The organism is Pseudaquabacterium terrae (assembly GCF_013266755.1).
GTDB classification, from domain to species: domain Bacteria; phylum Pseudomonadota; class Gammaproteobacteria; order Burkholderiales; family Burkholderiaceae_C; genus Pseudaquabacterium; species Pseudaquabacterium terrae.
This window is the reverse complement of the sequence record NZ_JABRWJ010000006.1, coordinates 71,943-86,627: the sequence shown is the minus strand read 5'-3', so window position 1 is coordinate 86,627 and position 14,685 is coordinate 71,943. Positions and strand designations below refer to the sequence as shown.

11 protein-coding genes are annotated in these 14,685 nt (G+C 70.5%); 7 read left to right on the top strand and 4 right to left on the bottom strand.

Features of this window, described 5'->3' with window-relative positions; genetic code table 11:
- Positions 1-85: 85 nt before the first annotated feature.
- The 3 genes from HLB44_RS19715 to HLB44_RS19705 all read left to right on the top strand — a co-directional run bounded on the left by HLB44_RS19715 (position 86) and on the right by HLB44_RS19705 (position 6,617).
- Entirely contained in the window at positions 86-1,132 is a 1,047-nt protein-coding gene (locus HLB44_RS19715) for an adenosine deaminase family protein (RefSeq protein ID WP_173125753.1), read from the top strand.
- Positions 1,129-2,943: a bifunctional metallophosphatase/5'-nucleotidase gene (locus HLB44_RS19710; protein ID WP_173125752.1), complete on the top strand. Its 1,815-nt coding sequence runs from the start codon at positions 1,129-1,131 to the stop codon at positions 2,941-2,943. Before HLB44_RS19715 ends, HLB44_RS19710 begins: the two co-directional genes overlap by 4 nt.
- A gap of 326 nt (positions 2,944-3,269) precedes the next feature.
- Positions 3,270-6,617 (top strand): TonB-dependent receptor, encoded by a 3,348-nt coding sequence (locus HLB44_RS19705; RefSeq protein ID WP_173125750.1) that lies wholly within the window; start codon positions 3,270-3,272, stop codon positions 6,615-6,617.
- 93 nt (positions 6,618-6,710) lie between these two features.
- On the opposite strand, the gene ssb is transcribed toward HLB44_RS19705, so the two are convergent.
- Both ssb and HLB44_RS19695 read right to left on the bottom strand, forming a co-directional pair.
- Positions 6,711-7,223, bottom strand: coding sequence for a single-stranded DNA-binding protein (ssb, locus tag HLB44_RS19700; protein ID WP_173125748.1), 513 nt, complete (start codon positions 7,221-7,223; stop codon positions 6,711-6,713).
- Positions 7,224-7,376: 153 nt separating this feature from the next.
- Positions 7,377-9,359 carry a hybrid sensor histidine kinase/response regulator gene (locus HLB44_RS19695; protein ID WP_173125746.1) on the bottom strand — a complete coding sequence of 661 codons (1,983 nt, stop codon included), beginning with the start codon at positions 9,357-9,359 and terminating at the stop codon, positions 7,377-7,379.
- Between the two features lie 120 nt (positions 9,360-9,479).
- Between HLB44_RS19695 and recQ the strand changes: the two genes are divergently transcribed.
- Entirely contained in the window at positions 9,480-11,360 is a 1,881-nt protein-coding gene (gene recQ, locus HLB44_RS19690; RefSeq protein ID WP_173125744.1) for a DNA helicase RecQ, read from the top strand.
- A gap of 7 nt (positions 11,361-11,367) precedes the next feature.
- Here the strand turns inward: recQ and HLB44_RS19685 are convergent, their stop codons facing one another.
- The gene (locus tag HLB44_RS19685) at positions 11,368-12,270 is read right to left on the bottom strand and encodes a LysR family transcriptional regulator (protein ID WP_173125742.1); all 903 of its coding nucleotides are present in this window, start codon (positions 12,268-12,270) and stop codon (positions 11,368-11,370) included.
- Positions 12,271-12,343: 73 nt separating this feature from the next.
- Here HLB44_RS19685 and HLB44_RS19680 point away from each other — a divergent pair, with 73 nt between their 5' ends.
- On the top strand, positions 12,344-12,778 hold the full coding sequence (locus HLB44_RS19680) for a DoxX family protein (protein WP_173125740.1): 435 nt from the start codon (positions 12,344-12,346) through the stop codon (positions 12,776-12,778).
- Entirely contained in the window at positions 12,775-13,518 is a 744-nt protein-coding gene (locus HLB44_RS19675; RefSeq protein WP_173125738.1) for a glutathione S-transferase family protein, read from the top strand. Before HLB44_RS19680 ends, HLB44_RS19675 begins: the two co-directional genes overlap by 4 nt.
- Here the strand turns inward: HLB44_RS19675 and HLB44_RS38205 are convergent.
- A complete protein-coding gene (locus HLB44_RS38205; RefSeq protein ID WP_217283747.1) occupies positions 13,496-13,897 on the bottom strand; it encodes an Ig-like domain-containing protein in 402 nt (133 codons plus the stop codon). The genes HLB44_RS19675 and HLB44_RS38205 overlap by 23 nt on opposite strands.
- Positions 13,898-13,953: 56 nt before the next feature.
- Here HLB44_RS38205 and HLB44_RS19665 point away from each other — a divergent pair, with 56 nt between their 5' ends.
- Positions 13,954-14,685, top strand: a complete 732-nt coding sequence (locus tag HLB44_RS19665; RefSeq protein ID WP_343051416.1) for a sigma-70 family RNA polymerase sigma factor — start codon at positions 13,954-13,956, stop codon at positions 14,683-14,685.

Genomic DNA, 14,685 nt, shown 5'->3' with positions numbered 1-14,685 from the left:
GGTTACCCCTTGGAAGACGTTGATGTGGCGGGCAGGATAGCAAGACTCGGACCGCTATCTCCCCGGTAGTTGCTAGCATGAGGCGATGAAAGACCCCGCATCTGAAACGCTCGAGACCACGGCGCGGCGACTGCCGAAAGTCCTCTTGCACGAGCACCTCGATGGTGGCCTGCGCGTCGCCACCTTGCTCCAACTGCTGCAGCAGCGCGGGCTGCAGGCACCCGCCGCCGACGAGGACTCGCTGGCCGCCTGGTTCGATGCGCGCGCGCATGCCGGCTCGCTGGTCGAATACCTGCGCGGCTTCGCATTGACGATTGCCGCGATGGCCACGCCCGCCGCACTGCAGCGCGTCGCCTTCGAAGCCGCGGAAGACGCGCGGCTCGATGGCTGCGTGCTGGCCGAGTTCCGCATCGCGCCGCTGCTGTTCGAGCCGCATGGCGTCAGCGGCGAAGTGGCGATCGAGGCGATGCTCGCGGGCCTGCTGCGTTCGCCCTTGCCCTCCGGCCTGATCATCTGCGGCATGCGCCAGCACGATGCCGCGGAGATCCGGCGCAGCGCCGAGCTCGCGCTGCGCTACCACGGCCAGGGTGTCGTCGGCTTCGACCTGGCGGGCCCCGAGTACGGCTTCCCGGCGACACCGCACGCGGCCCTGCTGGCCCAGCTGACCGACCAGGGACTGCCGCTGACTTTGCATGCCGGCGAAGCCGACAGCGCCGAGCGCGTGATCGAAGCCGGCCGGCTCGGGGCGCGACGCATCGGCCATGGCGTACGGCTGGCCGAGGTGATCGGCACGCCGATGGGCGATGCGATGCTCGCCGAGGTGCACGCGCTCGGCCTGCACCTGGAGGTCTGTCCGACCAGCAACGTGCACACCGGTGCCGCGATGTCGGTCGCCACGCACCCGATCCGTGCGTTGTGGGACGCCGGCGTCTCGCTGTCCTTTCACACCGACAACCGGTTGATCTCGTGCATCCACCACTCCAGCGAGGCTGCGGCGCTGGTGCGCGAAGCGGCCTTCAGCTGGGACGATTTGAAGCGCATGGGCCTGGCGGCCGCCGACGCCTCCTTCCTGCCGGCGGCCGAACGGGCCACGGCGCGTGCGGCGATCGAAGCCTGGAGCAGTCCCGCATGAGGTTTGCCCGCCGCCGTTTTCGACTCGCCACGGGCGCGTTCACGGCCTCCCTCGCAGCCGTACTCGCCGGCTGCTCGACCGCCCCGATCGCGCCGCCGCAGCCGGTGCAACCGGTGCAACCGGTGCAGTTGCGCGTGATCGGCTTCAACGACTTCCACGGCCATCTCGAGCCCAGCGGCATGACGCTGAGCCTGCCCGACCCCGCCAAGCCGGGCGCCACGCAGCGCGTGACGGTGGGCGGCGCGGCGGCTTTCGCCGGGCTGGTCAACCGCCTGCGCGCGGGCTCGCCGCACAGCGTCGTCGTCTCGTCGGGCGACATGATCGGCGGCGCCCCGCTGGTCTCGACGCTGTTCCGCCACGAGTCGACGATCGAGGTGATGAACCGCATGGGCGTCGAGGTCGGCGCGCCGGGCAACCATGAGTTCGACGCCGGTAGCGTCGAATTGCAGCGGGTGCTGGCCGGCGGCTGCGGGCCCAATCCGCCCGGTGCGATGACGAACTCCTGCGCACTGCAGCCGTATGCCGGCGCGCGTTTCCAACTGGTCGCCGCCAACGTCGAGCGTGCCGACGGTGCGCACCTGCTTGCGCCGAGTTGGGTCAAGCAGGTCGGGCCGGTGAAGGTCGGCTTCATCGGTGCGGTGACACGCTGGACGCCGGGCATCGTCGTCCCCTCGGGCGTCGCCGGGCTGCGCTTCGTCGACGAAGCCGAGGCCATCAATCGCGCCGCCGCGGCGCTGAAGGCGCAAGGTGTGCACACGCTGGTCGTCACGATGCATGAAGGCGGTGAAATCGGCGGCCCGCAGCAGGCGGGCGACTGGAACGACGAACGCTGCCCGGGCCTGCGCGGCCCGATCGTCGATCTCGCGAAGCGCATCACGCCGGACGTCGACCTGATCCTCACCGGCCACAGCCACCAGGGTTACCGCTGCGTCGTCGACGGCCGGCCGATCATCCAGTCGTTCTCGTACAGCCGCGCTCTGTCGGCGACCGATCTGTTCATCGATCCGAAGACCGGCCGCGTCGATCGCGCGGCGACACGCAGTCGCAACCTGCCGGTGTTCAACGAGCACACCGAAGCCGCGCAACGCACGGCAATCGCCGCCGCGCAGCCGGCGCCGTGGGATGCGGTGCTGCGCGATGCCACGCCCGACGCCGCGGTGGCGCAGCAGGTGGCGGTCTTCAGCGCCGCGGCCGCGCCGCGCACTCTGCGCGTGGTCGGCCGCATTGCCGGCAGCTTCGAACGCGGCGAGCGGGGCAAGGGCGACAGCGCCGCCGGTCGGCTGATCGCCGATGCACAGTGGGCGGCCACGCGCGCGCCGGCGCAAGGCGGCGCACAGTTGGCACTGATGAATCCTGGCGGCATCCGCAGCGATTTGCACTGCCGCGGCACGCCGCCATGCGCCGTCACCTTCGGCGACGTCTTCACGATGCAGCCCTTCGGCAACAGCCTGGTGGTGATGAGTTTCAGCGGCGCCGAGCTGAAGGCCCTGCTCGAATCGCAGCAGCCGCCGGGCCGCGCGGGGGCGCACCTTTTGCATCCGTCGGCCAGCCTGCGCTACCGCTGGGTCGCCTCGGCGCCGCACGGCCAGCGGGTGCAGGACCTGAGCATCGACGGCACGCCGCTGCGGCCCGAGGCGACCTACCGGGTCACCGTCAACAGCTACCTCGCCGAAGGCGGCGACGGCTTCACGCTGCTGAAGACCGGCCGCGACCGCCTCGGCGGCGCGGTCGACCTCGACGCACTGCTCGAGTACCTGCGCACCACCACCCTGGCACCGGTCGCCGCGCCACGCATCACCTGGGTCGACTGAGGCTGCAGGCTCCCGCGTTGCGCCCGCGCATCAGCGGGCGCTGCCGTCATCGGGCTTGCATTGACCGGCTGCACAGTCCGTGCAGCCGGCGACCACTGCACCAGGTCGGCGCCGATGTGCACCAGCGAAGTGTTGGCGAAATGCCGAATCGCGGGCAAACCCGCGGTCGGACGCGCCTCGCCTTTGCGTGAAATTGACCCTTTGGTCAGATTCTGGTGCGCGGGCGCTGGCAAGCCACTTGCAGTGGCGACGCCTCGGCACCCATGGCTTCGGCCGGCGCTGAGGGCGGCGGCCGAATCTTTTTTGACTCTCGAGGAGTGAGCACGATGAACGACAAGCACTGGTTCGGTTTTCCGCGCACGGTGATCAGCATTGCCGTCGCGATGGCGGCGGCGCCGGTGCTGGCCCAGAACACGACGGCTGCCATCGGCGGGCGGGTGGCCGATGCAGCGGGCAAGCCGGTGGCGGGCGCGGCGGTGTCGATCCGGCACGTCGAGTCGGGCTCGGTCGCCAACGTCGTCTCCGATGCCGAAGGCCGTTATTCGGTGCGCGGCCTGCGCGTCGGCGGACCCTACACCGTGACGTTCACGAAAGACGGGCAGACGGATACACGCAACGACGTCTTCCTCACGCTGGCCGAGACGACCACGCTCGATGGCGCGATCGGCATCGGCACCGCGACGGTGGTCGTGACGGGTGCATCGACGGCTGCCGCGCGCTTCAGCACCTCGAGCATGGGTGCCGGCACCAACATCGGCAGCCGTGAGCTGAATTCGCTGGCATCGATCGGCCGCAACCTGCAGGACTACGCGCGCACCGATCCGCGCTTGGCGCAGACCGACAAGGATCGTGGCGAGATCTCCGCGCTCGGCATGAACAGCCGCTTCAATCGCGTCACCGTCGACGGCGTGTCGATCACCGACACGTTCGGCCTCGAGGCGAACAACCTGCCGACGCTGAAGCAGCCGATCTCGATCGACGCGATTCAGTCGGTTCAGGTCAACATCTCGAACTACGACGTCACGCAGAAGGGCTACACCGGCGCCAACATCAATGCGGTGACGAAGAGCGGCACCAACGAGTTCCACGGCAGCGTGTACTACGTCTACCGCGACGATGACCTCGCCGGCGACCGCTACAACCGCACCACCGGCACCTACTCTGCACCGCCGGCCTTCAAGGAGGATCTGAAGGGCTTCACGCTCGGCGGTCCGATCATCAAGGACAAGCTGTTCTTCTTCGCCAGCTACGAGGAGCTCGCCAGCTCGCGCTCGAGCCCGACCTTCGGTCCGGTCGGCAGCAGCCTGACCAACGTCGGCATCACGCCGACGCAGGTGGCCGCGGCGCAGAACATCGCGCGCACCGTGTACGGCATCGAAGCCGGGGGCTCCGACGTGCCGTCCGGCGTCGAGCTGACGGTCAAGGACACGCTGCTGAAGCTCGACTGGAACGTCAACGACAACCATCGCGCCAACCTGCGCTACACCAAGACCGACCAGGCCGAGCCGATCTTCAGCGGCTTCAACGCCACCGGCCTGTCGTTGAGCTCGTACTGGTGGACCACGCAGAAGACGAACGAGTCCCTCGTCGGCCAATGGTTCGCCGACTGGACCGACCAGCTGTCGACCGAGCTGAAGGTCTCGAAGACCGAGATGGCGCAGGTCCACAACACGGTCGCGAACCTGCCGTCGATCCAGCTGACCTTCACCGATCCCGCACCCGCCGGCACCGCCACCGGCCCGCGCCGGCTGCTGTTCGGCACCGAGTTCTCGCGCCACTTCAACCGGCTGAGCACGAAGAGCGAGGACCTCTACGCTGCCGGCACCTGGAACATTCAGGACCACGAGATCAAGTTCGGTGCCGACTACCAGAGCATCGACATATTCAATGCCTTCGTCGACAGCAGCAAGGGCGTCTACGAGTTCTCCGGCTCCGATCCGGTCGCGCTGTTCGCGAGCGGCCGGCCGACGACCTACACCGTGCGCCTGCCGCTGGCCGGCCGCACGCTGCAGGACAGCGCGGCGAACTGGACGCTCGACAACCTGGGCGTGTTCCTGCAGGACACCTGGAAGGTCAACCGGCAGCTGTCGCTGACCGGCGGCCTGCGCGCCGACCGCGTCAGCACCGACGACCGGCCGATCGCCAACACCGCGTTCATGCAGCCGCTGGCGGCCGGCAACCCGGCCACCGGCGCCGCGCAGACCGGCGGCTTCGGCATGGACAACACCGTCTCGATGGACGGCAAGAACCTGGTGCAGCCCCGCCTGGGCTTCAACTTCGACCTGACGCCCGGCGCCAAGGAGCGGCGCATGCAGATGCGCGGTGGCCTCGGCCTGTTCCAGGGTGCGGCAATGAACGTCTGGTTGACGAACCCGTACCAGAACACCGGCGTTGTCAACGCCAGCTTCCGCTGCGGCGCCGGTGCGGCGCCGTGCCCGGCCGACCTGCGCTTCTCGGCCGACGGCGACAACCAGCCGACGATCACTGGTGTGCCGCCGGCGGCGGCCGTCGACGTGATCGCGCCGAACATGCAGCAGCCATCGGTGTGGAAGGCCAATCTCGCATTCGACGCCGAGTTGCCGTGGGCCGGCCTGGTGGCCGGCGCCGAGTGGGTGCACACCCGCACCAAGCATGGCCTGCACTACCGCCACCTGAACCTCGGCGCGCCGACGACGACCGGTCCGGATGGCCGTCCGCTGTACTACAACGCGCAGGGCCGCTCCACGGCCTGCTGGAACGGCAGCGACGGTCTGGTGACCGGCTGCGGCGGGCAGAGCCGCTTCCTACGCAACCGCAACTTCCTCGACGTGGTGCTGGCAGAGACTTCGGAGCAGGGCCGCGGCGACGCGCTGACGCTGTCGCTGGCCGGCGCCGCGTTCTCGCGCTCGATGAACTGGGGCGTCGCCTACACGAAGACCGCATTGACCGAGGTCAATCCGCTCACCTCGTCGCGCGCGATCTCCAACTGGGCGAACCGCTCGGTCTTCGATCCCAACGAGGACATCGCCGGCCGCTCGTCCTACGTGGTTCGCGATCGCGTCAGCGGGACGATGAGCTGGTCCAAGGCCTTCATCTCGACCTACCGCACCAACCTCGGCGTGTTCTACGAGGGCCGGCGCGGCAAGCCGTACAGCTGGACCTTCCGCAACGACATGAACGGTGACGGCGTCGCGGGCAACGACCTGATGTACGTCCCGACGGCTCCCGGCTCCGGTGAAGTGCTGTTCTACGGCGCGACCGAGGCCGATCGGGCCGCCAACGAGAAGCGCTTCTGGGACATCGTGAACGCCGACTCGGCGTTGTCCGGTGCGCGCGGCACGGTCGCCAGCCGCAACAGCGGCACCAGCCCGTGGGTCAACAACTTCGACCTGCGCTTCAGCCAGGAAGTGCCCGGCTTCATGGCCAAGCACAAGGGCGTCTTCACGATCGACATCCTCAACTTCGGCAACCTGCTGAACAAGCGCTGGGGCCGCATCGACGAGGTCGGCTTCAATGCCGGCACGGTCGGCGGGGTTCAGAACAACGGCGCCAACGCCCGCAGCTTCGTCAACTACGCGGGCATCAGCAACGGGAAGTACATCTACAACACCGTTGCGCTGGAAGACTACGAGACCCGCCAAGCCAAGGGCGAGTCGCAGTGGGCCGTGCAGATCACCCTGAAGTACGAGTTCTAACAACAAAAAGAACGGGCCACCCACAAGGCGGCCCGCTTCGCTGTCAAGCGTTTCAGACGCGGGCCCTCGGGCCCGCGTTTTTCGTTGGTTAGCTCAGAACGGAATGTCGTCGTCCATGTCCTCGAAGCCGCCGCTCGACTTCTGGGCCGGCTTCTGCGAGGCCGCCGGTGCCCGCGGCGGTGCGCTGCGCCGCGGCGGGGCGTCGCCACCCCCACCACCACCTTCGTAGCCGCCGTCATCGGCACCGCCCGAGGCGCCGCCGCCCATGCCTTCGCGGCCGCCGAGCAATTGCATCTGCTCGCCGTAGATCTCGGTGGTGTACTTCTCGACGCCGTCCTTGTCGGTCCACTTGCGGGTGCGCAGGCGCCCTTCGATGTAGACCGAGCGGCCCTTCTTGAGGTATTCGCCGGCGATCTCGGCCAGGCGGTCGAACAGCACGACGCGGTGCCACTCGGTCTCTTCCTGGCGCTCGCCGGACTCCTTGTTCTTCCAGTTGCGCGTGGTGGCGACGCCCAGGTTGCAGACCGCGCTGCCGTTGGGCGTGTAGCGGACCTCGGGGTCGCGCCCGAGGTTGCCGACGATGATGACCTTGTTGACTGATGCCATGGCGCGCACTCCGTGTATTGCCTGCCGCGGGATCCTTCGTGGCGCGGCCGGCGGCCGGCATGGATCCCAGGCGGCCATGATAGCCAGCCGCCGGACCCCTTCCAGGACCCGGAAGGGGGAAGCCGGGGCACCCGTTCGGGGGTGCCGCTGCAGTCAACCGGGCGCGCGCGCGCTGCCGGAGGCGGCAATCGCCGCGATGCGCTCGGCCAGGCCGATCATCGCCAGCGGCTTGGTCCAGTAGTCATCGAAGCCGGCCGCGCGGGCGCGCGCGACCTCTTCGGGCATCGCGTCGGCCGACACCGCGACGCAGGGCAGCCCGGCGGTCGCGGCATCGGCGCGCAGCTGCGCCAGCACCGCGTAGCCGTCGGCGCCGGGCAGGTTCAGGTCGAGCAGCACGACGTCGGGCCGCTCCTCGGCGACCATCGCCAGCCCTTCCTCGCCGGTCTCGGCGATGCGCAGCCGGTGCCGCGGCTGCTGCACCGCCAGCGCCTCGCGCACCAGCATCGCGTTGACCGGATGGTCCTCGACGTACAGCACGTGGCAGGTGCCGGCGCCGTCGGCCGCGGCATCGACGGCAGGCGGCGCGGCCGCGGCCGGCGCCGGGTCGGCACGGCGCAGCACCACCCGCATCTCGGTGCCGGCGGGGGCCCCCGCGGGCGGCGCCGGGGCCAGCTCCAGGCGCCCGCCCATCGCCTCGGCCAGGTGGCGGGCGATCGTCAGGCCGAGGCCGCTGCCGGGCACCGCGCCGCCCTCGGCGCCGAGCCGGTTGAAGGGCTGGAACAGCTCGCGCCGGCGTTCGGCGCTGATGCCGGTGCCGCTGTCGATGATGCGCAGCGTCAGCCCTTCCGGACCCTCGTGCTGCAGCAGGCGCACGTCGCCGCCGGGACGGTTGTACTTGATCGCGTTCGACAACAGGTTCAGCAGCACCTGCCGCAGCCGCGTCGGATCAGCCTCGACCCAGGCGCCGTTGAGCGTCCACGGCCGCAGCACGACGCCCGCGGCCAGCGCCTGCGGGGCGACCAGTCGCAGCGCCTCGCCGACCACCGCGTCCAGCGCCACCGCCCGCAGGGTCAGCCGTGGCGCGCCGGACTCGATCGAGCCCAGGTCGAGCATGTCGTCGATCAGCGTCAGCAGGTGGTCGCCGGCCTGGCGGATCAGCCGCAGCGGCTCGGCCGTCCAGCCGGGTAGCTCGCCGGCGCGGTGCTGCAGCAGCTGCGCGAAACCGAGCACGCCGTTCAGCGGCGTGCGCAGCTCGTGGCTGACGCGCGACAGGAACTCGCTCTTCGCGCGGCTGGCGCTTTCGGCAGCCGCCTTGTCGAGCAGCGCCTGCGCGTGCTGCTCGCGCTCGGTGATGTCGTGGAACAGGCCCGCGACGCGCACCACGCGGCCCTGGTCGCACTGCGCACTCCCGATCAGCCGCACGCGCTTGGCCTGTCCCGTTGCGCTGACCAGGCTGAGCGGCAAGTCGAACGGCGTGCCGTGAATCAGCGCCTCGCGCATCGCGGCGCGCACGCGGCGCTGCGAACTGTCGTCGTAGAAGGCGAGCGCCGCCTCGGGATCGGGTTCGGCGCCGGGCGGCAAGTCGTGGATCGCGAAGGTCTCTTCGCTCCAGCGCAGCCGGTAGGCGAGGTAGTCGAAGTCCCAGGCGCCGATGTGGCCGAGCCGCGCCGCCTCGCGCAGCAGCTGGCCTTCGCGGCCGGCTTCCTCGCGCAGCCGGCGCTGCTCGGTGACGTCGATCAGCGCCAGCGCACCGCCGAGCTGCTGCGCCGCACGTTGCTCCGGCGGCAGCCGCTGCAGCTCCAGCCGCAGCCAGCGCGGTGCGCCGCGCAGTTGCAGCTCGAAGCCGGGGTGCAGCGCCTCGCCGCTGGCCAGGCAGGCCTCCAGGCGCTCCAGCGCCGGCTGCTGCGCTTCGTCCTCGGTGAAGAAACTGCGCAGGCCGCGGCCCTGCAAGGTCTCCGGCTGGCCGCCGAGCAGCGCGGCGGCCGCCAGGTTCGCCCAGCGCAGCCGCCCATCGGGCGCCAGCAGCACGACGCCGAGCCACGACCCGCGCAGCACGCCGGCGAGCACCGCGTCCAGCGACGCGGGGTCCACGTTGGGCGGGGTCAACGCCACGATGGCCTCGGGATTTCTCGTCATGAAGTGACTGGCAGTCTATTCGCTCACCTGATGCACTCTTCAGGGGGATGGCCCGGGGTCGCGCCGAAGCCGAAGATGGCGGCCGGCGACAATCGCCGACTCGTCCGAACCTTCACACCCATGTCCCCAGCCGCCGACACCCCGCTCGCGATCCTGAACGAGGTGTTCGGATATGCCGCCTTCCGCGGCCAACAGGCGCGCATCGTCGAGCATGTCGGCGCCGGTGGCGATGCGCTGGTGCTGATGCCCACCGGCGGCGGCAAGAGCCTGTGTTACCAGGTGCCGGCGATCGCGCGCCATCGCGGAGGGCGCGGCGTCACGCTGGTCGTGAGCCCGCTGATCGCGCTGATGCACGACCAGGTCAGCGCGCTCGAAGAAGCCGGCGTGCACGCCGCGTTCCTCAATTCCACGCTCGAAGGCGACGAGGCGCGGCGCATCGAGCGTGAGCTGCTCGGCGGGCGCCTGGTGCTGCTGTACGCCGCGCCCGAGCGCATCCTGACGCCGCGCTTCCTGGCGATGCTCGACTCGCTGCACGAGCGCGGCCTGCTGAGCCTGGTCGCCATCGACGAGGCGCACTGCGTCAGCCAGTGGGGGCACGACTTCCGCGAGGAATACCTCGGCCTGTCGCAGCTGCATGAGCGTTTCCCCACCGTGCCGCGCATCGCACTGACAGCCACCGCCGACGACCACACCCGCGCCGACATCGTCGAGCGTCTGGCGCTGAACGGCGCCGAGCAGTTCGTCGCCAGCTTCGACCGGCCGAACATCCGCTACACCATCGTCGAGAAGGACGAGGCGAAGAAGCAGCTGCTGCGCTTCCTGCGCGACGAGCACGAGGGCGACGCCGGCATCGTCTACTGCCAGAGCCGCAAGAAGGTCGAAGAGACCGCCGCCTGGCTGCAGTCCGAGGGCATCAGCGCGCTGCCGTACCACGCCGGGCTGGATGCCGACGTGCGCAAGCGCCACCAGGACCGATTCCTGCGCGAGGACGCTCTGGTGATGGTCGCGACGATCGCCTTCGGCATGGGCATCGACAAGCCCGACGTGCGCTTCGTCGCCCACCTCGACCTGCCCAAGAACATCGAGGGCTACTACCAGGAGACCGGCCGCGCCGGCCGCGACGGCGCCGCCGCCGATGCCTGGATGACCTACGGCCTGGTCGACGTCGTCAACCAGCGCCGGATGATCGACGAGAGCCCGGCGAACGACGAGTTCAAGCGCCTGCAGCGCGCCAAGCTCGATGCGCTGCTGGCGCTGGCCGAGGCGCACGACTGCCGGCGCGTGCGCTTGCTGTCGTACTTCGGCGAGCACAGCACCGCCTGCGGCAACTGCGACAACTGCGTGCATCCGCCCGCGGTGTGGGACGGCACCGAGGCCGCGCGCAAGGCGCTGTCCTGCGTCTACCGCTTCCGCCAGCATGGCGGCATCAGCTTCGGCACCGGCCACCTGATCGACGTGCTGCGCGGCAAGCACAGCGACAAGGTGGCGCAGCACCAGCACGAGCGGCTGTCGACCTTCGGCATCGGCGCCGACCTGTCGGAGCAGCAATGGCGCGGCGTGCTGCGCCAGCTGATCGCGCAGGGTCACATGCGTGCCGAAGGGGAATACAACACGCTCGAGCTGGCCGATTCGGCGCGTGCGGTGCTAAGGGGTGAGGTGAGCGTGCATCTGCGCGTGCCGAGCGATCCCCCGAAGCGCGGCAAGGCGAGCCGCGCCGGCCGCGCTGGCAACGGCGGGAATGGCGCCGCGGGCCACGACAAGCCGCCGCCGCTGCCGCTGGACGAACCCGGCCTGCAGCGCTTCGCGGCCTTGAAGGCCTGGCGCGCCGAGGTGGCGAAGGAGCACAACCTGCCGGCCTACATCGTCTTCCACGACGCCACGCTGGCCGAGATGGCGCGCGAGGCGCCCGGTTCGCTCGACGCGCTGGCAGGCATCAGCGGCGTCGGCGCGAAAAAGCTCGAGGCCTACGGGCGCGAGATCCTGCGGGTGCTGTGCGCCTGAATTCGGTTCAGGGCAAGACCAGCCGCTCGCGCACGAAGTCGAAGAACACCTTGATGCGCCGCAGGTGGCGCACGTCCGGGTGCGTCAGCAGCCACAGCTCGGTGTCGAGCGCCGGCTCGTCGCCGGTCAGCGCCACCAGGCCCGGCTGATCCTGCAGCAGGAAGCGCGGCGCGACGCCGACGCCCGCGCCGCAGCGCACCGCCTGCGCGACCGCGAGGATGCTGTTGCAGCGCAGGGCAGGCTGCACCTGCGGATAGACCCGGCGGCGCCAGCGCACCGACAAGTGGTCGGCGAGCGATTCGTCGGCATCCGGCGACACCCAGGCCAGCGTCGACGGATCCGGCACTGCCGGCGGCGCCGGCAGCAGCGAGCGATGCGCCCACAGCGCCGAGCGGATGGGCCCCAGCCGCGCGCCGACCAGGTGCTCGGGCGGCTTCGTCGTCGCGCGTATCGCGACGTCGGCTTCACGCCGGCTCAGGCTGGCGAGCTGGTTGTCGGCGATGAAGTCGAGCGTCAGCAGCGGGAACAAGGCGCGGAACTCGGCCACCAGCGGCAGCAGCAGGCCGATCAGCATCGTGTCGGTCGTCGTCACGCGCAGCGTGCCGGCCAGGCGCCGCTCGCCGGGGCGCAGCAGGGCATCGGCGCGGTCGAGCTCGTCTTCGACGGCCTCCGCGCTCTTCGCCAGCGCGAGCGCCAGCTCGCCGGGCACCAGGCCGCTGCGGCCGCGTTCGAACAGGGTCAGGCCCAGGCGCTGCTCCAGCCGCTTCAGCGCGCGGAACACCGTCGACAGATCCTGGCCGAGCAGCCGCCCGCCCTCGGCCAGCGTGCCGCCGCGCACCAGCGCGAGCACGAGTTCCAGGTCGCGGGCGTCGAGGCGCGGGCTGGGCGTTGCTGCAATCGAAAGGTTCATGGGCGCCTATTTTCATCGGCGGCCGCGCCGATGACGATCGCGCCCTGTCCATGACCTTTCGAGGAGTCCCCCGATGTTCTTCACCTCCAAGCCCGATGCCGCGGCGGCGCTGCTGCGGCTGTCGCTGGGCACGATGTGGCTGGCCCATGCCTGGCTCAAGCTGTCTGTCTTCACGATGGCCGGCTTCAGCGGCTTCCTGGCCCAGCAAGGCCTGCCGACGCTGCTCGCCTGGCCGGTCGTAGCCGCCGAAGTGAGCGGCGGTGTTCTGATCCTGCTCGGCTGGAACGGCCGCTGGGTCTCGCTGGCCTTGCTGCCGGTGCTGGCCGGCGCGACGCTCGTGCACGCCGCGAACGGCTGGGTCTTCAGCGCGCCGAACGGCGGCTGGGAGTACCCGGTGTTCCTGGCCGCGATGTCGCTGGTGCATGTGCTGTTCGGCGACGGTGCATGGGCGCTCCGTGGGCGGGCGGCGTCGACGCCGTCGCCGCGGCTGGCCGGAGCGCGCGCATGAGTCGCACCATCCTGCCATTCGCCGTCGGCGACGAGCCGGTGCTCGTCAGCCATGTCTTGTGCCCGTACGTGCAGCGCGCGCTGATCGTGCTGGCCGAGAAGGGCGTCGCGCATCGCCGCATCGACGTCGATCTCGCCGACAAGCCGACCTGGTTCAGCGCGCTGTCGCCGCTGGGCAAGACGCCGATGCTGCTGCAGCGCGACGGTGCGGCCATCGTGCCGCTGTTCGAGTCGGCGGTGATCTGCGACTACCTCGACGAGACGCACGCGCCGGCGCTGCATCCGGCGGCGCCGCTGGCGCGCGCACGGCATCGCGCCTGGGTCGAGTTCGGATCGGCCGTGCTGCAGCAGATCGGCCAGCTCTACGGGGCGCGCGACCGGGCCGGGTTCGATGCGGCCTGCCAAGGCCTGCGCCAGCGCTGCGAGACGCTGGAACGCGAGCTCGCGGCGCATGGCGGCAGCGCGCCGTGGTTCGGTGGCGCGGCGTTCTCGATCGTCGATGCGGCGTTCGCGCCGGCCTGGCGCTATTTCGAGGTGATCGAGCCGGCGGCAGCCACCGGCATCTTCGACGGTCTGCCGAGGCTGGCGGCGTGGCGTGCGGCGCTCGCGGCACGCGCCTCGGTACGCGCGGCGGTGGCGCCGGACTACGCCGAGCGGCTGCGCGAGTTCATCGTCCAGCGCGACAGCTGGCTCGGCCGGCGGCTGGTGGAGACCACGCTCAGCGCAGCACCGTCACCGTGACCTGGTCGCTGTCGTTGAACTGGTCGCCCTCGTCGAAGGCGCGGGCGAAGTAGCGCACCGTGTTCGCGCTGGTGTTCGGCATGGCAGTCTGCTGCTGGTACGGCGCGCTGCTGTCGCTGCCCAGCGAGACGGCGTTGCCGTCGGACTCGATGCGGAAGAACTGCACGCGGTCGACGCCGAAGTCGTCGCTCGCTGCGGCCATCAGCGTCACCGTCTGGCCGGGTGCGGCGGCATTCAGGCTGCTGGCCAGGCCGACGATCGGCGGGCGGTCGTCGTCGCCGCCCCAGCCGATGTAGATCCCGCCGCCGCAGCCGGCGAGGGCGATGACAGCGGCCGCCACGGCGCTGGCGGGCCGGGAGGTGAACGAGGACCTGGCCACGTTCTGATGCTACTCGCGCAACCCCGTTGCGATGTGTCGGCCGTGCAAGCCTTCGTATGGAGCTGCGTTTCCCATTCCCCGTGCCGCATGCGCTGCTGCGCATGGCAGACTGCCCGCCGATGATCGAGCCGCAGCGCACCGACGCCGACGAAGACGCCCGCCTGATGGCGGCCTTCGCGCGCGGCGATGCGCGCGCCTTCGACCGGCTCTACGAGCGCCACCAGGCGGCGCTGTACCGCTTCGTGCGGCGCCTGCTCGGCCGCGCATTGGCGGCGCAGGCCGACGAGGTGTTCCAGGACACCTGGCTGCGCGTGGTGCAGGCGCGCGACCGTTTCGTCGCCCGGCCGCAGGACGCCGACGGCGCGCGCGCGGCGAGCTTTCGCACCTGGCTCTTCACGCTGGCGCAGAACCGGGCGATCGACCAGCTGCGGCGCAGCGGCCGCGAGGTCTCGAACACCGCGTTCGAGAGCGACGATGGCGACGCGAGCTTCGTGCCCGAAGGCGAACCCTGGCTCGACTGGCCCGCGCCGGGCGCCGCGCCGGCCGAGGACCAGCTGTTCTGGCGCCGCGCCGGCGAACGGCTGCTCGGCTGCCTGGATCAGTTGCCGCCGCCGCAGCGCGTCGTCTTCCTGATGCACCACGACGAGGACTGCACGCTCGACGACATCGCCCGCGCGCTGGAGCTGGGTTTCGAGACCGCGAAGAGCCGGCTGCGTTATGCGATGAGCAAGCTGCGGACGTGCATGGGGGCCTACCTGGCGCCCGACAACCTGCGCGGCGCGCGATGA

Bases quoted from the DNA above. Each gene is read 5' to 3' on its own strand.
- HLB44_RS19715 (WP_173125753.1), top strand. From the start codon at position 86: ATGAAAGACCCCGCATCTGAAACGCTCGAGACCACGGCGCGGCGACTG.
- HLB44_RS19710 (WP_173125752.1), top strand. From the start codon at position 1,129: ATGAGGTTTGCCCGCCGCCGTTTTCGACTCGCCACGGGCGCGTTCACG.
- HLB44_RS19705 (WP_173125750.1), top strand. From the start codon at position 3,270: ATGAACGACAAGCACTGGTTCGGTTTTCCGCGCACGGTGATCAGCATT.
- ssb (WP_173125748.1), bottom strand. From the start codon at position 7,223: ATGGCATCAGTCAACAAGGTCATCATCGTCGGCAACCTCGGGCGCGAC.
- HLB44_RS19695 (WP_173125746.1), bottom strand. From the start codon at position 9,359: ATGACGAGAAATCCCGAGGCCATCGTGGCGTTGACCCCGCCCAACGTG.
- recQ (WP_173125744.1), top strand. From the start codon at position 9,480: ATGTCCCCAGCCGCCGACACCCCGCTCGCGATCCTGAACGAGGTGTTC.
- HLB44_RS19685 (WP_173125742.1), bottom strand. From the start codon at position 12,270: ATGAACCTTTCGATTGCAGCAACGCCCAGCCCGCGCCTCGACGCCCGC.
- HLB44_RS19680 (WP_173125740.1), top strand. From the start codon at position 12,344: ATGTTCTTCACCTCCAAGCCCGATGCCGCGGCGGCGCTGCTGCGGCTG.
- HLB44_RS19675 (WP_173125738.1), top strand. From the start codon at position 12,775: ATGAGTCGCACCATCCTGCCATTCGCCGTCGGCGACGAGCCGGTGCTC.
- HLB44_RS19665 (WP_343051416.1), top strand. From the start codon at position 13,954: ATGGAGCTGCGTTTCCCATTCCCCGTGCCGCATGCGCTGCTGCGCATG.